Origin of the sequence: Bdellovibrio sp. SKB1291214 (assembly GCF_002209355.2) — a bacterium.
Classification (GTDB): Bacteria; Bdellovibrionota; Bdellovibrionia; order Bdellovibrionales; family Bdellovibrionaceae; genus Bdellovibrio.
The window spans coordinates 1,719,149-1,742,288 of sequence record NZ_CP106855.1; the positions used below are offsets into that span (position 1 = coordinate 1,719,149).

27 protein-coding genes are annotated in these 23,140 nt (G+C 43.6%); 12 read left to right on the top strand and 15 right to left on the bottom strand.

Translation table 11 applies throughout. The features are described from left to right. Positions 1 to 40 precede the first annotated feature (40 nt). A complete protein-coding gene (locus B9G69_RS08530) occupies positions 41 to 1,654 on the top strand; it encodes an NAD+ synthase (RefSeq protein ID WP_088615950.1) in 1,614 nt (537 codons plus the stop codon). A gap of 52 nt (positions 1,655 to 1,706) precedes the next feature. Here B9G69_RS08530 and B9G69_RS08535 read toward each other — a convergent pair whose 3' ends face one another. Next, positions 1,707 to 2,321, bottom strand: coding sequence for a PolC-type DNA polymerase III (locus B9G69_RS08535; RefSeq protein WP_088615949.1), 615 nt, complete (start codon positions 2,319 to 2,321; stop codon positions 1,707 to 1,709). Positions 2,322 to 2,390: 69 nt separating this feature from the next. Between B9G69_RS08535 and B9G69_RS08540 the strand changes: the two genes are divergently transcribed. Next, positions 2,391 to 2,714 (top strand): 2Fe-2S iron-sulfur cluster-binding protein, encoded by a 324-nt coding sequence (locus tag B9G69_RS08540; RefSeq protein ID WP_254916925.1) that lies wholly within the window; start codon positions 2,391 to 2,393, stop codon positions 2,712 to 2,714. On the opposite strand, the gene B9G69_RS08545 is transcribed toward B9G69_RS08540, so the two are convergent. From B9G69_RS08545 to B9G69_RS08590, 10 genes are all read right to left on the bottom strand, one after another. Then, a complete protein-coding gene (locus tag B9G69_RS08545; RefSeq protein ID WP_088615948.1) occupies positions 2,689 to 3,897 on the bottom strand; it encodes a hypothetical protein in 1,209 nt (402 codons plus the stop codon). The genes B9G69_RS08540 and B9G69_RS08545 overlap by 26 nt on opposite strands. Further along, the gene (locus tag B9G69_RS08550; protein WP_254916924.1) at positions 3,894 to 5,171 is read right to left on the bottom strand and encodes an ArnT family glycosyltransferase; all 1,278 of its coding nucleotides are present in this window, start codon (positions 5,169 to 5,171) and stop codon (positions 3,894 to 3,896) included. The genes B9G69_RS08545 and B9G69_RS08550 overlap by 4 nt, the downstream gene beginning before the upstream one ends. A gap of 41 nt (positions 5,172 to 5,212) precedes the next feature. After that, positions 5,213 to 6,289 (bottom strand): helix-turn-helix domain-containing protein, encoded by a 1,077-nt coding sequence (locus tag B9G69_RS08555; protein ID WP_088615946.1) that lies wholly within the window; start codon positions 6,287 to 6,289, stop codon positions 5,213 to 5,215. Next, complete coding sequence (locus tag B9G69_RS08560; RefSeq protein ID WP_088615945.1) at positions 6,289 to 7,041, bottom strand: tetratricopeptide repeat protein; 753 nt, start codon at positions 7,039 to 7,041, stop codon at positions 6,289 to 6,291. Before B9G69_RS08560 ends, B9G69_RS08555 begins: the two co-directional genes overlap by 1 nt. Positions 7,042 to 7,065: 24 nt before the next feature. Then, positions 7,066 to 8,211, bottom strand: coding sequence for a class I SAM-dependent RNA methyltransferase (locus tag B9G69_RS08565; RefSeq protein ID WP_254916923.1), 1,146 nt, complete (start codon positions 8,209 to 8,211; stop codon positions 7,066 to 7,068). A 3-nt stretch (positions 8,212 to 8,214) separates the two neighbouring features. Continuing rightward, positions 8,215 to 8,640: a nucleoside-diphosphate kinase gene (gene ndk, locus B9G69_RS08570; protein ID WP_088615944.1), complete on the bottom strand. Its 426-nt coding sequence runs from the start codon at positions 8,638 to 8,640 to the stop codon at positions 8,215 to 8,217. Between the two features lie 14 nt (positions 8,641 to 8,654). Continuing rightward, positions 8,655 to 8,960 carry a hypothetical protein gene (locus B9G69_RS08575; protein ID WP_088615943.1) on the bottom strand — a complete coding sequence of 102 codons (306 nt, stop codon included), beginning with the start codon at positions 8,958 to 8,960 and terminating at the stop codon, positions 8,655 to 8,657. 66 nt (positions 8,961 to 9,026) lie between these two features. Continuing rightward, positions 9,027 to 10,172 (bottom strand): AGE family epimerase/isomerase, encoded by a 1,146-nt coding sequence (locus tag B9G69_RS08580; protein WP_088615942.1) that lies wholly within the window; start codon positions 10,170 to 10,172, stop codon positions 9,027 to 9,029. Positions 10,173 to 10,244: 72 nt separating this feature from the next. Then, on the bottom strand, positions 10,245 to 11,072 hold the full coding sequence (locus tag B9G69_RS08585; RefSeq protein WP_088615941.1) for a trypsin-like serine peptidase: 828 nt from the start codon (positions 11,070 to 11,072) through the stop codon (positions 10,245 to 10,247). 96 nt (positions 11,073 to 11,168) lie between these two features. Beyond that, complete coding sequence (locus B9G69_RS08590; RefSeq protein WP_176400966.1) at positions 11,169 to 11,333, bottom strand: hypothetical protein; 165 nt, start codon at positions 11,331 to 11,333, stop codon at positions 11,169 to 11,171. A 167-nt stretch (positions 11,334 to 11,500) separates the two neighbouring features. Here B9G69_RS08590 and B9G69_RS08595 point away from each other — a divergent pair, with 167 nt between their 5' ends. Then, positions 11,501 to 11,926, top strand: a complete 426-nt coding sequence (locus tag B9G69_RS08595; RefSeq protein WP_088615940.1) for a hypothetical protein — start codon at positions 11,501 to 11,503, stop codon at positions 11,924 to 11,926. 7 nt (positions 11,927 to 11,933) lie between these two features. On the opposite strand, the gene B9G69_RS08600 is transcribed toward B9G69_RS08595, so the two are convergent. Beyond that, the gene (locus B9G69_RS08600) at positions 11,934 to 12,599 is read right to left on the bottom strand and encodes a hypothetical protein (protein ID WP_088615939.1); all 666 of its coding nucleotides are present in this window, start codon (positions 12,597 to 12,599) and stop codon (positions 11,934 to 11,936) included. After that, the gene (locus B9G69_RS08605) at positions 12,589 to 13,869 is read right to left on the bottom strand and encodes a hypothetical protein (protein WP_088615938.1); all 1,281 of its coding nucleotides are present in this window, start codon (positions 13,867 to 13,869) and stop codon (positions 12,589 to 12,591) included. Before B9G69_RS08605 ends, B9G69_RS08600 begins: the two co-directional genes overlap by 11 nt. 102 nt (positions 13,870 to 13,971) lie before the next feature. On the opposite strand from B9G69_RS08605, the gene B9G69_RS08610 reads away from it, so the two are divergent. Next, positions 13,972 to 14,844 (top strand): hypothetical protein, encoded by an 873-nt coding sequence (locus B9G69_RS08610; protein ID WP_088615937.1) that lies wholly within the window; start codon positions 13,972 to 13,974, stop codon positions 14,842 to 14,844. Positions 14,845 to 14,907: 63 nt separating this feature from the next. On the opposite strand, the gene sucD is transcribed toward B9G69_RS08610, so the two are convergent. Together sucD and sucC are read right to left on the bottom strand one after the other, a co-directional pair. Further along, positions 14,908 to 15,780 (bottom strand): succinate--CoA ligase subunit alpha, encoded by an 873-nt coding sequence (sucD, locus tag B9G69_RS08615; protein ID WP_088615936.1) that lies wholly within the window; start codon positions 15,778 to 15,780, stop codon positions 14,908 to 14,910. Between the two features lie 6 nt (positions 15,781 to 15,786). Beyond that, positions 15,787 to 16,950 (bottom strand): ADP-forming succinate--CoA ligase subunit beta, encoded by a 1,164-nt coding sequence (gene sucC, locus B9G69_RS08620; protein WP_088615935.1) that lies wholly within the window; start codon positions 16,948 to 16,950, stop codon positions 15,787 to 15,789. A gap of 126 nt (positions 16,951 to 17,076) precedes the next feature. Here sucC and B9G69_RS08625 point away from each other — a divergent pair, with 126 nt between their 5' ends. The 8 genes from B9G69_RS08625 to B9G69_RS08660 all read left to right on the top strand — a co-directional run bounded on the left by B9G69_RS08625 (position 17,077) and on the right by B9G69_RS08660 (position 23,137). After that, positions 17,077 to 17,841, top strand: a complete 765-nt coding sequence (locus tag B9G69_RS08625) for an ABC transporter ATP-binding protein (RefSeq protein WP_088615934.1) — start codon at positions 17,077 to 17,079, stop codon at positions 17,839 to 17,841. Between the two features lie 22 nt (positions 17,842 to 17,863). Beyond that, positions 17,864 to 18,592 carry an ABC transporter ATP-binding protein gene (locus B9G69_RS08630; protein ID WP_088615933.1) on the top strand — a complete coding sequence of 243 codons (729 nt, stop codon included), beginning with the start codon at positions 17,864 to 17,866 and terminating at the stop codon, positions 18,590 to 18,592. After that, positions 18,589 to 19,371 (top strand): MlaE family ABC transporter permease, encoded by a 783-nt coding sequence (locus B9G69_RS08635; protein WP_254916922.1) that lies wholly within the window; start codon positions 18,589 to 18,591, stop codon positions 19,369 to 19,371. Before B9G69_RS08630 ends, B9G69_RS08635 begins: the two co-directional genes overlap by 4 nt. Then, complete coding sequence (locus B9G69_RS08640; protein WP_265438035.1) at positions 19,368 to 20,087, top strand: MlaE family ABC transporter permease; 720 nt, start codon at positions 19,368 to 19,370, stop codon at positions 20,085 to 20,087. Before B9G69_RS08635 ends, B9G69_RS08640 begins: the two co-directional genes overlap by 4 nt. Positions 20,088 to 20,105: 18 nt before the next feature. Continuing rightward, positions 20,106 to 20,882, top strand: a complete 777-nt coding sequence (locus tag B9G69_RS08645; protein WP_088615931.1) for an MlaD family protein — start codon at positions 20,106 to 20,108, stop codon at positions 20,880 to 20,882. 25 nt (positions 20,883 to 20,907) lie between these two features. After that, positions 20,908 to 21,561: a hypothetical protein gene (locus B9G69_RS08650; RefSeq protein WP_265438036.1), complete on the top strand. Its 654-nt coding sequence runs from the start codon at positions 20,908 to 20,910 to the stop codon at positions 21,559 to 21,561. Positions 21,562 to 21,974: 413 nt separating this feature from the next. Further along, positions 21,975 to 22,712 carry a hypothetical protein gene (locus B9G69_RS08655; protein WP_141096936.1) on the top strand — a complete coding sequence of 246 codons (738 nt, stop codon included), beginning with the start codon at positions 21,975 to 21,977 and terminating at the stop codon, positions 22,710 to 22,712. Next, on the top strand, positions 22,700 to 23,137 hold the full coding sequence (locus tag B9G69_RS08660; RefSeq protein ID WP_088615928.1) for a hypothetical protein: 438 nt from the start codon (positions 22,700 to 22,702) through the stop codon (positions 23,135 to 23,137). Before B9G69_RS08655 ends, B9G69_RS08660 begins: the two co-directional genes overlap by 13 nt. Positions 23,138 to 23,140 lie beyond the last annotated feature (3 nt).

Consider the following 23,140-nt stretch of genomic DNA (forward strand, 5'->3'; position numbering starts at 1 on the left):
CCCGACTTGAAACTGGAATGCGAGAGCGTATATTGAGCCCATGAGAATAGCTCTGGCGCAAATCAATCCGACTCTTGCAGACTTCAAATCAAATAAAGAAAAAATTCTAAATTACGTCCATCAAGCGCAACAAAAGAAATGCGATATGGTGGTGTTTCCTGAATGTTCACTTTTTGGTTACCATCCATTTGACCTTCTTGAGCGTGAACAAATCGTTAAAAAGCAAGAAGCCGAAATGCGCGATCTATTAAAAAAGATTCCGAAAGGTATCGCAGTTATTTTCGGAGTGATCACACGCAATCCTGAAAAAAAGGGACGTCCGTATTTTAATTCCGCGGTGTTTGCAGTTAAAGGTCAGAAGCCTCGCTTTTTCCATAAGCAACTGTTACCGACCGGCGACGTTTTCGATGAAGCTCGCTTTATCGAACCAGGTGATTTTTCTAAAAATTACTTCACGTGGAAGGGTAAGAAGTTTTTTCTTACGATCTGTGAAGATATTTGGGCATGGGCTGATGAAAAAGGCCGTTCCCCCTATAAAGTGAATCCGCTTGCTAAGGTTAAGAAGCAGAAGATCGACATGGTTGTGAATCTAAGTGCTTCTCCGTACTTCGTTAATAAAATGAAGCAACGCGAATATGTGACTCGTAAAACGGCGGAGTATTTTAATGCTCCAATCCTTTACGCCAACATGGTGGGTGCACAAGACGAAATTATTTTTGATGGCGCAAGCTTTGTACTGGATAAAAAAGGTAAAAAGCTTATGACATGTCAGTCTTTTGAAGAAGACTTGAACGTTATCGATCTCGACACCAAAGTAGTCTGGCAAAAAAGCGCAAAGATCGGAAACCTGGAAGAGCTGCGCCGAGCCTTAGTATTAGGCATTAGAGATTTCTGCGCAAAAACGGGAATGAAGAAAGTTCACTTGGGTTCAAGTGGTGGTATTGACTCTGCTGTGGCTGCAGCGTTGGCAGTCGATGCAATGGGTCCTGCGAATGTGACGACGTTGGCGTTGCCTGGTCCCTACAATGCATCCATGAGTTTAACATTAGCCGAGAAACTAGCTAAGAATTTGGGTGTGGAATTTAAAGTTGTAGAGATTGCTCCCATGTATGACCAAGTTGTTAAATCATTGGCTAAGGGAATCGATCTGCAGGGATTCAGCGTCGCGAATGAAAATCTTCAGGCCCGTCTGCGTGGTTTAACTTTGATGGCGTTTTCAAACCAGAATAACAGCATGCTTCTGACGACGGGTAATAAGAGTGAATATGCTTCGGGGTATTCGACGTTGTACGGAGACATGTGTGGTGGTTTGGCGCCGTTGGGAGATCTGACAAAGCACCAAGTGTATGCCCTGGCAGAGTATTACAACAAAGAAGATGAAATTATCCCGAGCGATATCATCACTCGTCCACCTTCTGCGGAACTTCGTCCAAATCAAAAAGATCAGGATTCACTCCCTCCATATGATGCCTTGGATAAATCAGTCGTTTCGTTGATTGAGCAATTTAAAGAGCCAAAAACTGAATCGGATCAATGGTTGCTTCCGATTTTGATGAGAACGGAGTTTAAACGTTGGCAAGCTGCTCCGATTTTGAAGGTGTCACCGCATGCTTTCGGTCGTGGTCGTCGTTATCCGATAGCTCACAAGGCGTAAAAAAAAGGCCGTGTCACCACGGCCTTTTTTTAAATCGAAATTTCAGAAAAAACTAAACGCCAAAGAAATCCATCTGTTTGGGTTGGCGCACGATTTGTGGGAAACGCAACTCAGGTTTACCCGTCAATGCTACCAAGTTCGCGATTTGCGGAGCTTGGCCACCGATAGAAATTCTTTTTAGCATAGCTGTGAACATGTGCCCCAGATAAGTGGCGTCTTCTTCAGCTCTGTGGAAATCGGTTGTGGGAATTTTTAGATGTTGAACCAAAGTTCCCAATTTGTAGTTCGGAAGACCAGGGAACACCTTACGAGCGATTGGCAAAGAGTCCAATACGATGCCGCGAGGAGCTTTTGATTCATGTCTTTTCACGTCGGCAGTCAGGAATTGAGCATCGAAAGGTGCATTGTGCGCAACCATAATATCGTCGCCGCAGAAATCCGCCAATGAATCCAACAATGTGTCGATTGTTGGTTTACCCTTTACCATTTCGTCGAAAATTCCATTCACTTTTGAAGCGCCTGGTGGAATAGGACGAAGAGGGTCAACAAGAGTCGCAAATACGGCCTCTGGCTCACCATTGATGAAGCGCACGGCTCCAATTTCGATAATTTGGTCAACGCCAGGTACAGTTCCAGTTGTTTCAAAGTCAAAAGCTACAAATCTCATGGCATAATTGATACAAAATGGCTGAGGCCCTTTCAACTAGAGAGTGCCCGTTTAAGGGAGAATTCCGCCGTGAAGCCTAAGTCTGGAAAATATATAACCTTTTTGCCGGACGGCATTGATGCCTTGGTGAGTCAAAGGGACCAGAGTGTGCTGGAAGTCGCGATTCGCGAGGGTTTAGCTCTAGATCACACGTGCGGAGGCTTTGGAACATGCGGAACCTGTCGCATATTTGTTCGAGAAGGCCTCGAGAAACTGCCTCCAAGAAATGAAATTGAAGCGGAAATCGCACAAGACCGCGGTTTTCAAAATTTCGAAAGATTAGCCTGCCAAACAGAACCCTTCGAGGGACTTGTGATCGAAAGACCTATTAAGGTCGAACGTAAAACGGATTAGTGTAAATCCAGGTAAACCATTTTTTTGCATCGGGAATTGGTAACATTGCGATTACGCGAACTTGTACTCGATAAACGCCGGCCTCGTCCACGGGGAATGAGACTTCCGGTTGATTGACTCGGGCGACGGGTTCTCCGTTTTTGAAAACAATAATCTCAAAAAATTCTTTAGGCATCGTTGGAAGTTTCACTTTTAAAGTCATGCCCTTTTTTAACTTCACTTCAGAGCCCATCATATAAGATTGCTTATCGTCATCAATTGTTGCGACGAAGCCTTTGGGATCGCCCAAGATATCCATCGCCATATAGAAGTTCCCTTGCTTTAAGGCATTGAATATTTTGGCGCGATCGCCGTTAAAACTTCCTGTGAGTTCAGATTTTAGAACAACGTGATTGCTCATGATTTCAAACGAGCGTTTGTAGCTTGGAAAACGGATAAAGTAATTTGCCAAAGGAATAGCCCGAGCGGAGGCTTCAGCGCCGGCATAAACAACGATTTTTCTTTGTGTAGACAATTTATCTAATAAAGAAATTTCGTCAGTTGGTTCGGAATACAGACGTAAGAACGAAAGACGGGGATTGAAGGGATAAATCAACAAGCTCCAGATTGTCGAAAGTTTCGAATCATACCAAGCGCGGTTCGAAAGACTTTTAAGATTCCATAATTCAAAACCATCAAGGCCCGACGGAATTTCACCATTCCATGAAAAACCAGCCTTATACGGATGAGCTAGGATTGTCAGGGAGTCCTTATTTGCACCTGTTTTTTGGGACAACAAATCAGCCAGCGTAACTTGTGCCTCGCCCAAACTATTCCCGATACTTTCTTGGGACAAAGAATAGTAAATCAATCTTGAATCCAAATAGCTGTACTTGCCGGCAGACATCACCATCAGGTTGCCGTGGTAGGATTCAAAACTCGTGGGCATATTGAAAAGATTCAAGTCTGTGAACATCAGAAAATCTAAGTTTGCAAGCTTAGCAGATGTAATTACGAAACTTGGTGTCGCCGAACCCGCAGACAGATCTGTGTGTACGTTCAGCACACCTTTATAATCATAGTAGTTTGAAGAATGAGCTGCCGAAAGCTGTCTTGGAACAATAGCGGTGTCGAACTGATTCAGATAGAATCCGTAAAGAAAATAAGCCACTAATAAAAACGAAAATGCGACAAGTGATTTCATGGGCGTGTGATTTCCAAAACAACAAAGTCAGGAGCAATTTTTTTCACTTCCTGAAGAGTCCATTGTTGTTCGGAAACCCAAGCCGGTAAACCATTGCCTTCATGCTTCACCAAATAAAACTTATTTCCCGCAGGTTTTGCTTCGGGAAGAGTGTCAAAAAAGTCGAAACGGCTGATATCTTTGAGTTTATATACGGGTGATTTGCTGAAATACCAAAGTGACGATGACATTTGGTAAGAATCTGCGTACAGAGGTCTGTAATCCCTCGTCTCTTCGGCAAGATTTTGAAGAATGAAAGGTTCACCAATTTTCGGGTTCATGTCGCGAATTTGTGGAACAAAAAGCGCAATTAGTACGGCGACGATCAATACGCCATAAAAGCCCACATAATACTTCTTCCACTTAGTCATTGCCGGATGCATGGCTGCCAACATTAAAACACCAGGATAAGCAACGATCGGCCAATTGGCTTCGACCAAGGCTTTGAATGATGTTCCAAAGAAAAACAATAAGGGCACCCACGCAAAATAGATTAAATAGCGCAGTTGAGTGATCGGCTTTGCTTTGGCAGCAGCCCATAGCACCCATGGAAAAATAATTATGATTTGTGCGAGGACATAGGAAATAGTCCATTCCGGGTTATAGGATGGACGCTCGAAGCCGTGTTCAATTTGAAATCTGAATGACGCGAAATCATTCTGATAATTCCAAAAAATAACAGGGAGACAAAAAATCAAACCAGCAGCCAGGGTTGCAGGAACATGTCGCCAGTTAATTAAGTTCCATTTTTTTTCAATAAGGACATACGCCACAAGGCATGGAACAAATAAGACGATGTGGTATTTCGCACAAAAGCCTAAACCCAACGCGATACCTAAGAGAGCATAACTTTTAAGGTCTTTTCTTTCCAACACCAAATCGAAACAGTACAAGCTAAAGATCCAAAAAAAGATCACCGGTAAATCCGGAGTAACGATAAGTGAGCCAAATCCTAACAGTGGTGAAAATAGAACTAAGTATACCCAAGTCCGCACTTGTTCTAGGTTTATATATTTCTTTAAAAGCTGAATGCCAAACCAGATGGCGGCATGACCTAAAATAACTGCGGGCCAACGAACAGCGTGCATCAGGGGCTCAAGAAAATGCCCTATATAAAACAGCCACGCAACCATAGGTGGATGGTCGAAATAACTTAATTGTAAACGATGAGACCAAACCCAGTAGTAGGCTTCGTCGGCACTGAGAGGAATCAGTGCCGCCAAAATAAGTTTCACGAAAAGGCTGATAAGCCAAAGTCGCTTGAGGTCTTTCAAGACTAGTAACTCAGTTTAATTGGCTTACCCAAGTCGCCCGGGATGCCCAATTCTTTTCCATTCAAGATCAAGTTAACTGCACCACCGTTTGAGAAGTTAATCTTCAAACCGCTTTTGCTTTTGAATGTATGAACCTGTTCCGCAGAAAGTTTAATTTTCTGTGGTTTTCCGTTTGGCGAAGAATATTCGATTTCCACAGTATCCAAAGCTTCCACGATCAGCTCAACTGGTTTTGGCTTTTCATCTTTCGGTGTTGGAGATGCCGAAGGAGAAGGAGAAGCTGTTGCCGTAGATGACGCTGTTACCGATGGAGAAACAGACGGCGTCGGTGATGGCGACGGAGTGTGAGTTGCAGAGGGGCTCGGAGAAGCTTTTGCAGTCTCAGTCGCAGAAGGTGTTGGAGCCGGGGTCGATTTTGTGATCGGCTCCGGCTTAGCAGAGTCAGATTTCGTGATTGATTCCAGAGGAGAATTTGAAGGTGTCGGGCTTTGAGAAGTCATTGGCTCTGTCAAAGTTGGCGCTTCACCGTCAACCGCCGTCGCACCTTCCATTGTTTGTGCAACTTGAGAAGATGGAACTTCAGCTTCTTTAGAATACTTATCGATCATCTTTTTAGTGAAAATAATTAGTCCGGCTAGCACACACAAAAGAACGATGGCCACGATAGTTTTCGTGTTGTTCTTTTTATTCAGCGGAGAATAGTCGTTAGGTGTTGTTTGCGCAGGAGCTGCTTTCCGAATAGGAGTCACCGTAGCTTCTGAGGGCTCTGAAGGTTCCGGTTTAGAATCAATAACCATGTCTCGTTCAGGAGTTGTCGAGGGGCGAATGTAAGGTTGTGGACGAGTGCTGCCCATTTCTTCGTAAAAAGATTCTAGAATCTTATCAGCATCCAGACGGAGTAAGGTCGCGTAACTTTTTACAAAGCCGCGCAAGAAAGTTTTTGCGGGTAGTTGGCTTTCGTCGCCTTCTTCGATGGCTTTCAAAACTTTGCTGCTGATCTTAAGTGACAGGGCCACTTCATTCAGAGAGAGGCCTTTTTCTTCACGTGCTGCCTTGAGTATCTCACCTGTTTTCTTCATTATTGAGCCTTTCGAATCAGATCCAGCATGCCCTTGGCTTTTTCACGGTATTTGCCTTCAGGATAGTAGCGAATGATTTCTTCAAAACGAGCGATGGCTTTGGACTTTTCTCCCAGACGGTAATACGCAAGGGCTGAGTAATAGTGTGGCTCATCGACGAGGGCCTTTTGACACATGCCAATTGCACGATCTAAAGCCTCAGATGCTTGGGAGTATTTTTTTTCTTCGAACAAAGCTCGACCATAGTATGAGTTGGCCCAGCAATCATCGGATTTGACTTTCAAAACCTTCAAAAAAGCGTCCTGAGCAGCGGCATATTTTTTTTGATTGAATTTGGAAAGGCCAAGGTTTGTGAAAGCCTTGTCCACTCCGCTATAAGTCAGATCATCCAAAACCATCGTCAGCTCTTTGTCGGCTTCAGCGTATTTGCCCTCTTCGATCAGGGTTCGCGCTAAGTTATTGCGAGCATCAGAGTATTTCGCATCCATGGTAACAGCTTTGCGGAACTGTTTTTCTGCAAGGTCATAGCGTTCGCGCATAAACAGCGCTTGGCCCATGGCATTTGCTACCGCGGGATTTGTGGGATCTAACTCTTGTGCTTTTTGAAGGGCTACAATGGCATTCGGATAGTTGGCCTCTTCGATAAGGGCGTTGCCCATTCGAAGATACAACTCAGATTTTTCTTTGTCCTTTTTCCAACTTGCACATCCCACCATAGTGAGAGCACAGGCAGCGATAATCCATTTACGCATGTCTAAAAAGGTATCATTAGAGGGCTAAGAGTCAACCCTGAGCTCAGCAATAGTCTCTACGTGGTCTGTCTGCGGGAACATCTCGAAGGTTTGCACTCTCTCGAGGCGGAAATTTTTGCCGAGCTTTTGAGCCCATGCGAAAAACCATTTCAGATCTCGAGCTAAAGAAACCGGATGGCAACTGATGTAAATGATCTTTTGGGGACCGGCAGCCGCTAAAGAGCGCATAATATACTCGCTTGCGCCTGCTCGGGGAGGGTCTAGGACGACAAGGTCCTGAGATTGAATATTTGCTCTGCGCATGTAGCTTTCCACGTCAGACATGAAATAGCGCAGGCGTTTATCTTTGTTCAAACCTCGACCACGTTCCACCAGTTTGGGATTTAGTTCCACGGCGGTGACATCCGCATTTTTATACTTCTGCATTAACGGAAACGTGAAATTTCCCGAACCGGCGTACAGATCAAAAACTTGTGGATACTCGACATCGCCGGCCCAATTTAATGTCGTTTCTAACAAATGTGGATTTTGAAAACGGTTTACTTGGGAAAAACCGATACCGTCGTCATCGTCAGTGATTAAACCATAGCGAACTTCTTCGTTTTCAGAAATATACATTTCAAGACGCAAAAGCTCTCGAGACTTTTTATCCGCGGCCCATTGTCTGACTTCTGGAAATTTTTTCGTCAGAACTTCCTCAGTGATTGGACAATCGTCAATTTCGACAATTTCATGGGAGTTTCTTGCGAAAAATCCGAAGCGGCCGTTGTGAAACTTTGGTTGAATACGATTGCGATAACGGAATGTACGTGGGCTCGCTTGCAGTGGCAAATAGTCGAAATTTAATTCAGGATTGAATTTTTTGATGGTTTCGAAAACCAACGACTCTTTTTGTTTTTGTTGTTCAGGCTCAATGATTTGTTGCCAGTTACACCCACCGCAAATATTTGCGACAGGACATGGCGGAGTTCTGCGTGAAGGACCTGGTTTTAAAATATCAACGATACGTGCTTCGGCAAAATTCTTTTTAGCCGTGGTAACTTCAACTATAAGCTCATCGCCAGGTGCCGCAAGAGGCACAAAAATAACAAGGCCATCGTGACGGGCGATGCCCGCTCCACCGATGGCCATTTTCTCGATCTTAACTTGGATACGAGAATTTACGATCACAAACTACGCGTTGCAGATTTCGTGTTTTTCGAAGAACAATGCAAGTTCGCGAGCAGCAGATTCAACAGAATCAGAACCGTGAACCGCGTTTTCACCTACGTTGTCGCCGAATTTAGAACGGATAGTTCCTGGGTTAGCTTTTTTAGGATCAGTTGCGCCCATGATTTCACGGTTTTTCAAAACTGCGCCTTCACCTTGCAAGCACATCAACATAACTGGACCAGAAGTCATGAAAGAAACTAGTTCGCCGAAGAATGGACGAGCTTTGTGTTCAGCGTAGAATTCGCCAGCTTTATCAGCAGACAACACAACGATTTTAGCAGCAGCGATTTTCAAACCGTTTGCTTCGAACATGCTTACGATGTCACCGATAGCATTTTTTTTCATAGCGTTTGGTTTGATGATTGAGAATGTTTGTTCGATAGCCATTAGGTATCTCCTTGTTATTTACAAATTGTGTAAGTGATTTCAAAAAATTCTGGTGTTTTATGGAATTGAGTTACGCAGTTCCATTCGCGAACTTGCGAAGTGATCAGGTTGCGGATCTCAACAACTGTTTGAATAGCAGTTCCGTCTGAATCATCAGCTTGTGCGAAGCCCTGACCCTTAACTATATGGCGATAGTCAGGATTTAATAGATCCAAAGTTTGTTCGACATCGTCCATTGCCATAATAGCAACTTCTTTGATGGCGCCTGCATGAGCCGTCGACGATGCCAAAAGCAAAGCCATGACAAAAAGCTTCTTCACAGTGGTCTCCCTTTTTTAAGGCCCTCTTGTTAGCCTTTCGAGGACCCCACTGTCAAGCTTTCCGTCCTAGTTTCGCAAGTTTACGTACTCCTCTAAGGCATTGATAATATGGTACAAAGAGCTGGATTTAGAGAAATTTCCAGAAAAAGTATCCTGAGCTGAAAGCTGGTCGTACCACATTCCCTTTTTAGGCGTTCCAAAGAACTTGAACAGGGTATCCATCGCGTCATCAGCTCCCTTATGGTAAGGCGCCTGCTCAGATGGGGGAACTTCCTTACCTAAGCGAACTGCTGCTTTAATACGCTCACCCTGTGGCCAGAAACGGGAGGAAATAGTTTTAGGCGTGAAATCACTCCACATTTCGTCGAATGCGATTTTACGAACAGGATCGGTGCCGTGCTTTTCGGCGGACAGGAAAAGGTGATGGCGGATAGCCTTGGTGTCTTTGCCAGTCAAATCTTGATAGAGCGAAAACAACCACGACCACTCATATTGGTGACCAGGCTCGTACATGAAACGGCCGTTTTCCCGAACGTGGTTCCAGTTTTCATCAAAAATCTCACCCAGAACACCTGTTTGCTTGTCGATGAATTTATTTAAGGCCAGCTCGCACAGCTCTTGTCCCAATTTCCACCACTCAGGATCTTTATCGATTTGCATCCAGGCGATAGCAGATTCAAACATGTGCATGTGCGGATTTGATTTATAGGAAACATTTCCTTTTTCATCCAATTCTGTAAAACCACCGGCTTTCACACTGCGCTCACGATAAAGATATTTAATCAAATCCTTTGCGCGAGTTTTATATTCTGGCTTTGGATCCAATTGATATGCTTGAGCCAAACCAAACAAAGCAAAGGCTTGCGTGTAAAGATCTGGATTCATACTTTTTGGGGTGCCGTCGACATTCACAGAATAAATGAAAGCGCCAGAGGGCTGCTGGAACTTGTCGATCATGTACCTAACGCCCTGGTTAACTGCGAATGTCGCAATGTCTTTTGAAACAACATTCATACGAAGACCCGTTAAGAACGAATAAATTTGGCGAGATTGTACCATCGCTCGGCGAGGCATATCCATAGGCTCGCCTTCAAACGTCAGATTTTCCTCAAAGCCACCGTTTTTGCGATCAATACCTTTGCCGCTCCAAAGTGGAAAGACGTCGTTAGACAGCCAGTTTTTAGAAAACTCAATGCGTTGAGAAGGAGTCATATTTGCTCTCGGTTCTTCTGAAAGTGTTAATATCAGAAGAATTATTTCCCGGGACCAAATCGTCAAGTGTGATTAGAGTTTGTTGCTGATGTGTGACGTTTTTAAAAAGGTTTCGCCGCGGCACTGTCCATTGGCGCAGCTGTTAAAGTTGACGCACCCACCTTGTGTTTGTACCCGGTAAATATCGTCTTCCAAGATATCATCTTCGCCACGACTTAGGATCCCGACAAGCTGTCCTTTCTTGTCAAATAGGGGCGATCCCGAACTACCTGAAAAAGTATCCACAGCTACTTTGAAAAATGAACTGTCTGGTGATGAATCAAGAACTTTTCCAATGTCTTGTTTTAGCGGTAATCCCAAGGGGTATGACATGCTTAAAACGAAATCTTGATCATTAAGATCAAAACTAGAAGCCGCTTTCACGGGAGTAACTCTCGCAACTTCACGATCTAATTCAACGATTGCGTAATCTAATTTTCGGTCCAACTGAGCAACGTTCTTGCAACTATATATCGCAAGATTCTGTACGCCATTGAAGGCGCCAAACACAAAGTGGGAACTTTGGCAGCGAGTGGATTCTTGCATGCAATGAGCTGCAGTCAGCACCTTATTTGGAGCAATCAAAACGCCAGAGCAAAATCCGATTAGTTTTTGATCTTGAAATCGCTCATCCTGGCATAGCGGGTACATTTCACCTAAAGATGGAAAGCTCTTTTTATTTCCGTCAAAGATCATCGCTGTGGCTTGGCCCACAATGTAGGTGCGATCCGAAGTAGTTACTTCTTGGCGGGAATCCCCGTCATACAGGACACCTTCACGTTCTGCAGATGTGATTAGGCCCGAGCCCTTTGGTGTGCACGCACAAAGAATAAATAAAACGATAAGTCCAAGAATTCTCATGATTCGCGATATTATCAAAAGAGCGGATTTTGTAGGGAAATATAGCGAAAATAGAAAATTCTACCTGGGGAAGCTGTCCAGATTTTGGTCAGTAACTTAGAATGATCTAATGACGAAATAAGGAATCAACACATAAAGGGTGATGTCTCGTACGAGGTAATAACTGATGATGACGGCAAACATCTTCCAGCCGTATTTCTTGCGAAGGCCCTTAAAGCCACCGTCTTTATAGGTCTGTTTAACATCCTTAAATACCGTCATGTAAAAAGGATATATCACGGTATGAGGTGCCTCAATGTCTAATGACGTTTTACATAGGCAATTTCCGCCTTAAACCAGACCCCATTTTCATTCAGTTATTAATTGGAAAACGGTCTTGCCTCTGAAACCCACTAGGGATAAACGGTTCACAAATTTTAGGAGTATCCATGAAAGCATTGGTATTGGCAGTTTTGCTTCAAGTTCCATTTTTTGCAATGGCATCTTTCACCCAATTGACGTGTTCAACAATCACTCAAGATGCAACAGTTCGCGTGCAACTTGCTCGTGCAGTGGATCCTCAACATCCATGGGTTGGGTTCAGTACTATTGGTGCAAACTTGTCTGTGCAAATGAAAGGCGCCTACAACAAATATGAAACTTCAATCAGTCTGACACCCATTTCTGGTTCAGATGATTTAAACATGCGCGGAGATGCTACTCAAGGCGGCGTGTACTTGCAGCTTTACCCACAAATCGTAAACGGTCAGGCCACTGGCAAATACACGGGGCAGTTGTTTATCAATGATCTAGATAAACGCGAATACTTTGATTTCAGAAGCGAAGCCCACGAACCAGGATTGGTTTGTCACTAATACTCAACTAGTGAGCACCCTTACGAGAATCGGCTGTGGATGAGTGCACAGCCTTCTTTTCAGGTGCATCTGACAATTCAGATTCTATCATTTTGCAGGCGTTGTAATCCTTCATCAAGGTTTGCAAAGAGCTTGGAGTGCTTTTAACGACCGTAGGAATTGCGCCATTAGCAACAGACAGTGCTTTTGCACCTTCATCTAAAAGCTCATCTGCCCCCGCGCGGCTATAATTAATTTTACTTGAAAGATCAGCACATTCTTTCATTTTCTTTACATCAAAATCAAATCCGCCAGCTTCGACTTTTCCAATAAGTTCTTTACACATTCCCGCTGTTTGACCATCGCAAGATGTAAATTTCGTTGATTTTAGAAATTTACACTGAGCCTGTCCTAAGACTTTTCCCTGATCGTCGAGCTTCGTGTATTGCATATACAACTCGTTGTTCTGACGATAAATTCTGCTGACATATTCGTTTTTTTTGTAAACTATTTTGTAATAGCTGGATCCCACCGACTTATCATAAATTTGCGTGCCGCCAGATTTAGAAACCGCACGAAACCCGTCGATACCAAGTTCTTGAGCTGATTTGCCAAAGCCGTAAAGGGCAACGGGATCAGACGCCCGAGCGCCGGATGTAAATATAATGCCGATAAAAAGAATTTTACTTAACATAACTAGCATTCCTTGTTGCTTCAATCATGCGAGCTTTAGGGACCCACGCGTAGCCACCTTCAGATTCAAATTCATCTGAGGCTGCGGGTTTCCAGTCTTTTCCATATGAGTTTTTAAGCAAGTATTCACATTGACCTGTTTTTTTATTCATGCGTCGACCCACCAAAAGGCTCGAGTGATAGGCCAATCCTGAAGGTGTGTACGGATGCGTAAAGAAATGACCGTTGTAACCGATCTCAACTGGTCTTGATTCATTGAGGTGCTGATCAAGTTCTTTTCCAAATTTTTTTGCATCGAAATTATTAAAAAATGACATTTCCATGCCTTCAGCACTCACGCGATGTTTGCAGCTTTTTCTAACAAGTTTGTTGAAGTAGGTGGACTTGCTTGCACGTTCTAATACTTGACCAATTTGTTCTTTGGTTAGATTCGGAAAAGCTTTTGCCGCGAGCTTATTTAAATCTTCCTGAGAGATCTTGCCACTGATCACATCTTTGCCCATTTTATCAAGGACAGCTAATGGTACATTGGTTTCGATACCGTTGAAGCCTTCGCTGGGAAGTTCGCTTTCAAGGCAAAATCCTTTTGATTTCGATGCGCGAAATGCAGCCGTTGTAAATCCTTGGTTAGTGATAAAGTCTTGATTCGCACCCAGCATACGATAGATGTCGTGGTATCCATTATCAGAATAACCAAATGCAACGGCGGCCGCGGAAATATCTTTACCCGTTTTCCATGACACCAAGTTTGCGACGGTGAACGCATAACACCAGCCATCCATGCCTTGATTGCGAACGGGTCCGGTTTTGTCCCGCAGATCGACAGCTGTGCAGGTTTTTGATTCCTCTGCATAGGATTGCTCGGCCTGTCTTTTAACGTCGTCGATGTATTTCTGCGTCTTATCAGGGTTTAAATCTTTTCCCGTCGCCATGTACTTTTTGAAAGCTTCAAGTTTTGCGTCGATTTTTCCAGACGTTGCGTAAAGTGAAAGAATAAATTTCTGACGAGTGATTTCATCGCGGCGGTTGTTTGCTAAGGCATCTTTGTAAATAGAATCGGGAACCCCGATTTTTCTAAGATCGAATTTACACTCATCAACAATCTTAATTGCTGCATTCACTTTGGGTGTCATGTCCACAAACTCGGATTGATCCCCGAAAATTTCTGTGTTTAGAGCACGCAAAGAGTCAGCGGCCTTGTCGCAGTTAGCTGGTTCCGCTAAGGCTACAGAATTAATGAAGAAAGCAAAGATGATGAGCAGTTTATGCATGTGTTACTTGTCGGAATTTCTGTAAGCAAAACTGAAGGCTTACGCGATGCTTTTGGGCCGAAACTTGTTTACACCGTAAAATCAGGACCATAATCTAGCCTCATGAAGTTAAATCTGATTCTTTCCATAGCATTACATGCATTTGTTGGTGGAGCCGTTGTCTTTTTCGCGTCCCCGGATTTGAGAAAATCAACGGAGGTGATTCAGTTTGAGATTCAGGATGCGCCAAAATCAAAGCTAGAATTTGCTGGTTCGGGTAATGGTGGACATCGTGGTAAGTCCATCGCGATCAAGCCGAAAGGCTCAAATTTGAATCTTTTCGGCAAAGGATATGTCGCTGATTCCAAAGTTAAAGTTCAGAATGAAATTGCGGGTCCATCGACAGATTATCGCGATCACGCAATGTATATTGGTGATGCAGAATCATTTATTTCTGATGGCAATCAATGGACTTACTTTGAGCAAGTCTTCAAAAAAGTGGATGAGCAACTGATATTTGATTCCTTGTTGGCACAGTACAATCACTTCGGAAATGTGTACGTAGAATTTGAAGTGGATGCTCAGGGACGTTTTGTTGAGCGTGGTTTGAAAGTTACAGCAGAAGATGCAATTCTGAAGGTGCACGCATTAAGAGCATTGATAAAAGGCCTTAGTGAATCATTTGATAAAGCAAAATGGAACCCGACTGGGAAAAGTCAAATTTTTCAGGCGAATTTCAAATTTGTCCAGAATTCCTACTCTGAAAACCGCAGAAAACAATCCGCTTTTGCAAAACCAGTTTTAGCCTTCAACAGATCAACACCAGAAAAGCCAATTCCAACGAATCTGACAGACCAATTGCTGACCGGTGGTGTTCATTATGATCTTTTTTCGGTGACAGAGCGCTGGCAGAAGTACAACAAACGTAAAAAGCTGCGTGAACAAGAATTCGATCCGTTTGCGGCTTACAAAGCAGATCCTCTTTACAAACTTTAGACATAAAAAACCCACGATTCATCACCGTGGGTTTTAATTTTTAAAACGATTTCGCTTTAAGAACTACTTCTTAAGCATGGATTGCATTGTCGTTCCCATGTCAGCAGGAGAGCGAGAGATTTTGCAACCAGCAGCCTCTAGAGCCGCGAATTTAGCTTCAGCAGTACCCTTACCACCACTGATGATGGCACCAGCGTGACCCATACGTTTACCAGCAGGAGCCGCAGCACCAGCGATGAACGCAGTCACAGGTTTTTTGAAGTGATTTTTGATGTATTCGGCAGCTTCTTCCTCTGCAGAACCACCGATTTCACCGATCATGATTACGCCGTCAGTATCTGGATCTTCATTGAACAATTTCAAAACGTCGATGAAGTTTGTGCCATTCACTGGGTCACCACCGATACCTACGCAAGTCGATTGACCGATACCAAGTGCAGTCAATTGACCAACAGCTTCGTAAGTCAATGTGCCGGAACGTGAAAGAACGCCGATACGACCTGGTTTGTGGATGTGGCCTGGCATAATACCGATTTTGCATTCGCCTGGAGTGATAACACCTGGGCAGTTTGGACCAACCAAACGAGTGCGTTTACCCTTCATGTATTCTTTTACTTTAACCATATCAAGTACTGGGATGCCCTCAGTGATACAGATCACAAGATCCAAATCAGCATCAACAGCTTCCATGATAGAGTCCGCAGCAAATGGAGGAGGTACGAAGATCACAGAAGCGTTGCAACCAGTTGCAGCTTTAGCTTCTTTTACAGTGTTGAACACTGGAAGACCAATGTGAGTTGTGCCACCTTTACCTGGAGTCACGCCACCAACCATTTTAGTTCCGTATGCCAATGCTTGCTCAGAGTGGAATGTACCTTGAGCACCAGTGAAACCTTGGCAGATTACTTTTGTGTTTTTGTTAATAAGAATTGCCATGTTCGCTTATCCTTTAATCGCAGCAACGATTTTCTTAGCTGCATCAGTCAAATTGTCCGCTGGAGTGATGTTCAAGCCAGACTCTTTCAACATTTTTTTACCAAGTTCCACGTTTGTACCTTCAAGACGTACAACCAATGGAACTTTAAGACCCAACTCTTTAGAAGCAGCGATTACGCCCTCAGCGATGATGTCACATTTCATGATACCACCGAAGATGTTAACCAAGATGCCTTTAACGTTTTTGTCTTTAAGGATGATTTTGAACGCTTCAGTTACTTTCTCTTTGTTAGCGCCGCCGCCAACATCCAAGAAGTTTGCAGGTTCAGCACCATGCAATTTGATGATATCCAAAGTCGCCATCGCAAGTCCCGCACCATTCACCAAGCAACCGATGTTACCATCAAGTTTGATGAACGCTAGATCGAACTTAGAGGCTTCAATTTCAGAAGGTTCTTCTTCGTTAAGATCGCGCATTTCAACGATATCTGGATGTCTGAACAAAGAGTTTGAATCGAAGTTCATTTTAGCGTCTAGGCAAAGAACATCGCCCTCTTTAGTTACAACTAGAGGATTGATTTCAGCGATAGAGCAGTCAGTTGCGATGAAAGCGTTGTACAAACCAGAGAAGAACTTAACAGCTTTGTTAACGATCTCTGGAGACATTCCAATTTCAAAAGCCAATTGACGAGCTTGGAAAGGCATCAAACCAACAGTTGGATCGATGTCTACTTTTTTAATCGCGTTTGGATTGTGTTCAGCAACTTCCTCGATATCCATACCGCCTTCAGAAGAAGCCATTATTGCAGCTCTTCCAGTCGCGCGGTCGATCAAACATGCTACGTAATATTCTTTAGCGATGTTGCAACCTTGTTCGATGAAAACTTTTTGAACAACTTTGCCTTCAGGACCTGTTTGATGAGTCACCAAAGTCATGCCGATCATTTTTTTAGTGTAGTCTGCAACTTCATCCAAAGACTTAGCAACTTTAACACCACCGCCTTTACCGCGGCCACCAGCGTGGATTTGAGCTTTTACAACCCAAACTGATCCACCGATTTCTTTAGCAGCAGCAACTGCTTCTTCTGGAGAGTGAGCAAGCTTACCTTTAAGCGTCGCTACTCCGAATTTTCTCAAGACTTCTTTAGCCTGATACTCATGAATATTCATTATTATAACTCCGATTGGGAAATGAATAGAAATTTAAAACTTGCGTTTGATGACTCATTCAATATCAAATCATAGACAGAAACAAGGATTACCGCTGGGCGCAGGACTGATGGAAGGGTAGAGATAATGACAAGTGCACTCCGTCTTGAAAACGTGACTGTGGCTTTTGACTCACACGTCGTGTTGCGCTCCGTAAATCTGGATATAAAGTCCGGCGAAGCTTTTGTTATCGTGGGCCCCAGTGGGCAAGGTAAAACGACTCTACTTAAAACTCTTTCAGGCCTTGTAACCCCTCAAGATGGCAAAGTTTTTGTTGAACAAAACGCCTGGCTAACGCTGAGCAATAAAGAGCGCTTGCCGCAGCTTAAAAAGATGGGGATTTTGTTTCAAAAAAATGCCCTGTTTGATTCCCTGACCTCCCTTGAAAATATCTGTTTTCCTTTGCGTGAGACATCAACCCTGACGGAGTGGGAAATAACAAAAAAAGCGGAAAGTTTTTTAGATGCCGTGGGCATTCCCCATGCACGTGATTTATATCCTGATGAAATCAGTGGAGGCATGCAAAAACGCCTAGGAATCGCTCGGGCATTGGCTCTTGATCCTAAGATCATTTTCTATGATGACCCGACTGCGGGTTTAGATCCGATAACTTCAAAAAAAATTATCTCTCTGATTAAGACTTTGCAGCAGCAAAATAATTCCACAGTAGTCGCGGTGACGAATGATATGAATCGTGCTTATCAAATGGCTGACAGAATTGCGATGGTGGTGGATCAAGAAGTCATCGTCACGGGGACGCCTCAAGAAACAGAAAGCCATTCTGATCCACGCGTGCGCCAGTTTGTACGCGGTCTTCTGCAAGGGCCTTTGACGGCGCTTGACCCTGTGTAAGTAAAGCACCTAAGATTTGTTGGTGATTGAGTTCAAAAAGATCATTAAAAGATTTGGTGACCGCACAGTTCTTAACGGACTATCCGCTGTCATTCGCGAGGGCGAGATCGTTTTCATTCTGGGAACATCAGGAACTGGCAAATCTGTTTTACTGAAAAATCTTGTTGGATTGTTAACTCCGGATGAAGGTGAAATTTGGATCGACGGGCAAGAAGTTTCCAAATTTTCAGAGGAAGAATATCTTCCAATCCGAAAAAAATGCGGCATGGTTTTTCAGCACCCCGCTTTGTTTGATTCTCTGACGATTTTTGAGAACGTCGCTTTTGGCTTACGCAGACACTATGATTATTCCGAAGAAGTGATCCGCGAAAAGGTTGTGAAGTCGTTGCGCCTCGTGCATTTAAAAGATGTCGAAGAAAAACTTCCAGCGCAAATTTCATACGGTATGCAAAAACGTGTCAGTCTTGCTCGCACGATTGCACTTGATCCAAAAATTTTGCTTTTTGACGAGCCCACAACAGGACTTGATCCGGTAACGACGACCGCCGTGAATCAATTAATTTTAGATTTATCGCGCACGCTGAAAACTACATCCATCGTCGTCAGCCATGATATGAATTGTGCTCTATCGATCGCAGACCGTATTATCGTTTTAGATAAAGGTCAGATTGTTGCAATGGGAACGCCGGCAGAGTTAAAAACTTCGCAAGTTCCCCTGGTTCAAGACTTTCTGGCTGAGGTTCTGGCATGATGTCTTTAATTATTCATGTCCTAGATGAAATCGGCGGCACTCTTTTGTTTCTAAAAAAGATACTGCATACCGTTTTTGTCAAAAAGCTAAAAACACACGAAATATTTGTGCAAATTTGGAAGGTTTCTACGGAATCCTTTCCGACGACCGCTATGGCAGGATTTTTCGTGGGTGCGATCATGGCGGTTCAGTTCGCAATGCCCATCCGTGAATTTGGAGCTTTGGGATTTTTAGGCGGACTTGCTACCAGCGCGACGTTTCGCGAAGTGGGTCCCATGTTGATCGCCTTTATGCTTAGTGGAAAAGTCGGGGCCTATACGTCAGCGGAACTTGGAACGATGAAAGTCACAGAGCAAATCGATGCCGTTCGATGTCTGGGGGCGGATCCGATTCAAGAAATTATCGTTCCTCGTTTTATAGGTATCGTGATTTCGAGTATCTTTCTGTTAGCCGCAGGTCTAATGATGTCCGTATTTGGCGGGATGGCCTTGTCGCAAGCGTTTGCGGGAGTCACTCCTGAAGAATATATTCGTCATATTCCCACAATCGTTCATCCGTTGTCGATACTCAGTGGAATGATAAAAAGTATGGTTTTCGCAGTAGTTCTTGCGACCATTTGCACCTATAAGGGATACACGACAACAGGTGGAGCGAAGGGTGTGGGGCGCGCTGTTGTGGCGACGGCGGTGACCACAATGATTTGTATTGTCGTTATGGATTGGTTCACCAGTTTCCTGGGCGATGTCATTCTTCAGTTGGTAAGGGGATACCGCTCATGATGTCATTGCTAGCAGATACATTCTGGGGAACTTTTACTGGACCTTTCCGTCGTAAAGAATTTTTTCAGCAGCTTTATTTCGTAGCCAATCGCAGTCTATTTATCATTGTTTTCTGTGTTTGTTTTGCTGCAATAGTCACCATTCTAGAATCCTCATTTCACATGAAGATGGTGATTCAAAACGACGCCATGGTTCCAGGTTTTGCTTCTGTATTAATTCTGCGCGAACTTGCTGCGATTGTGACGGCACTTTTACTATGTTCTCGAGTGGGTGCAGGATACGCCTCGGAAGTGGGAACGATGCAAATCACAGAACAAATTGATGCTTTGAAAATGTTGGGCATCGATCCGGTTAACTATCTTGTGATTCCTAGATTTTTTGCCTGCGTTATAGGTGGAATCTTATTAACCATTGTGTCCAACATGACATGTTTGTTCGCAGCGATGATGATCAGTCAGTTTTATTTAGGATATACGCCAGGAATGTTTATCAGCTCCATGCACAGATTCGTGCAGTTCAAGGATGTATTGTTTGCGATAATCAAAGGTGCTTGTTTCGGCGGAGTCATACCCCTCGTGGCATGTTATTTTGGCTTTAATTGCCAACAAGGTGCAGAGGGCGTGGGTAAAGCAACCACAAATACGGTGGTCGTGGCTTCGATCGCAATTATTGTTATCGATTTTATTTTGTCTTATACTTTCAGCTATCTTTATTGAACTTTTTCAGGAGCGTTTATGAAAGTTGAAACCAAGGTCGGTTTGTTAGCTTTAGTAAGTCTGATCATGATTGCAGTTTTTGCGTACGCGATGGGCTTTATCGCTCCTTTTTCTAATACAAAAGAACTTAACGTGATGTTCAACTTTGCTGGTGGAATCGAAGAGGGTTCTCCAGTGCGTGTTATGGGCATTAAAGTTGGAAAAGTTAAATCCATAACTTTTGATCCTGATTATAAAATGGCAAATGGCGAAGAAGTTAAACTACGTTTGACAATCACTGTGGATAAAAAGGCCTGGACCAGTGTCCGTAAAGACTCCAAGTTCTTTATCAACCTTGCGGGTGTCATTGGGGAAAAGTTTTTGGAAATCTCCACAGGTTCAAGTGCTGCCGGGGAATTTTCTAATGGGGATTATGTTCGCGGCGAAGATCCTCCACGAATTGATCAATTGTTGTCTCAAGGTTATGGCCTTGCTGGCAAAGTGATTGAAATGTTGGAAAAAAATGAAGGATCAGTAACGAACGTTATCAAACAGCTAGATTCTTTGACGACCAACTTCAACAAAACGTTGGTTCTGTTAGACAAGACGACAAAAAATCGTGAGGTCGCTAGATTACTTGATAATGCGGTTAAAATCAGCGATGACATGGCATATTTTACGACGAACCTTCGATCTAAAAAGGCTGAAGACACCTATGATTTGGTTCATAAACTTCTTTTCCGTCTGGAACCGCTTGATGGCCCTGCTATCAAAACGTTTCTTCAAGAAGAAGGTGTCAGAGCCCGCATCTTTTAGGTCTTAAACCAAAAGGAGGCTTTTTATGTTTTCACGTTCAGCAGCTGTAGTGGCCCTCGTGATGTTGGCAACAGCGGCTTCTCATGCAGAAATCTCCACGTCTAATCTCAGTGCAGAATCCTCATCAATATCTTCTAAAGCCATCAGCATCGAACAAGATTATTCCGATTCGATGCGCGTAGAACGCTTGGGAATGACGTATTCCTCAACATTAAATATGCGCGAATCCCGCAAAGTGGGCGTAGGTATGTCAGTGGGTGGGGCATTAGGCCTTGTCGGTATCGCGGGAGAGTTTAATTTTGAAGATGAAAATGGAGTTGTGGCCGGGTTTGGCACAGGTCCAGGATATAATTCGATTCAATTCGCATGGAAGCATGCTTTTGAAGGAGATTATATCGCACCTTATTACACGGCGGGATATTCTCGCTGGTATAATTCGATGGGAAATTCCGGATCGTGGAAAGAATCGAGCATTCTGGACCGTGTTTTGACCGATGATGAAAAGAAGTCGGGCAGATTTGGAACTGACTTTTTGAACGCTTCTTTGGGTCTTCAATACAATCAACTGTCCGGAGATTTCGCAGGGGTTTCTTGCTTTGCGGAAGTGGTTGCGATGTATGAAGTAAAGCGTTCGCAATTAATTCCATCGGGAACAGTTGGCGCTCTTTACTATTTCTAAAGATTTAAATGGAAAATTAATAAAAAAGGCTCGCGGTAAGCGGGCCTTTTCTTTTTTGAAAGCCGCTCTGGCAAAGGCTTTCAGGCATAAAAAAACCCCAGAGTTTCCTCTGGGGTTCAGTGTACTAAATTAGTACAGCGTCTAACTACTTAGAAGCTTTTTTAGTAGCTTTTTTAGCTACTTTTTTTGTAGCTTTTTTAGCTACTTTTTTAGTAGTTTTCTTTGCTGCTTTTTTAGTAGCTTTTTTTGCTGCTTTCTTTGCCATGTGCTCCTCCTAGGATGCAAACGTTGTTGTTGTTACTTACTTGTAAAAAACCTTACTTAACCTAAGTCTTCCCAAATCGACCACCGCCGTCAACAAAAAAATTGCTTGCATATTTTTTGCGATCATCAAGAAGCCATGGAGGCATCACTTGATCACTTTTTTTATGCTTTCGATGATCGGACAAGCGCTCATTCAACGTTCACTTGCCAACATCGCGCGGGAATTTGCAATCTCTCAACGAAGTTTACGATCTTTGATGATCTTGAACTTCTTTGCGATCACTTTTATCGCCGCGATTACTCAATCAACGGTATCGCTCTGGCTTTTCTTCGGCATTCTTTTAATAAGTTTAAAGTTTTTTCCTGAAATTTTCCGCATTTTTCTTATTCAGCGACTTCAACATGCCGTGATCCCCATGCTTGATAACCTTATTTTAGGAATTCAGGCGGGAAAATCTTTTCGACAAAGCCTACATATGGCAATCGAAAGTCAAAGTGGTTGGCAACGTAATCAGCTTCGCGAAATTTATAATTCCGTCGTCACTTCAGAAAATAAGATCGCCGTGAAATCCGCACGCATCAAGGATTTGCGGGAGGAGTTGGTGGAGATAGATCGATCGCAAACACGCACGCTTGATCAGGCAAAAGCGCTTCGTCGGCAGTACAAAGTAGAAGAAAATTTTCGACGTAGGTCCGGACAAGTGACCCAACAAATTAAGATGCAGGCGATAATTGTCACCGCCCTTTATAGCGCGCTTTTGGCATTTGTATTTGCGCAATTTGGCTTTGTGAACCACCGATTTTTAATTCTTGGATCGCTTTTTATGTTCGTTTTGGGTCTGTTTATTATTTTTAGTGTGGGTCGGAGGATGAAGTGGAAGGTGTAGCACCGCCGTTATCGCTAATACTTTGTGTGAAACGTGGTTTGGAAAAGGGACAACCCGCCAAATTCGGAGTTCTTCATTATTTAAAAAGGTATCAAGGCGAATTTCCGGAGCAGGTCAGCCGCTGGTTAGCGCTCCTGCAGCAAGGAAAAGACACTCATGGCCTCATTAAAGAGATTTCATCCCCACACCGCCAGGTGATTTTGCAGCTTCTGGAGCGCGGATTAAGAGGTGAGGCTATATATAATGTGCTAATTAATTTGGAAGAAGAGGTCATTGAGGCCTGCCAAGAGGAGATGAGTACAAAGCTCACGAAACTTCCTTTTATACTATTAATTCCGCTGCTTCTATTTCAATTCCCTGCGTTCTTATTGCTCCTTTTTGGACCCTTGCTGCAAAATTTTTTTCACTCTTTGGGAGGGGGGTGATAG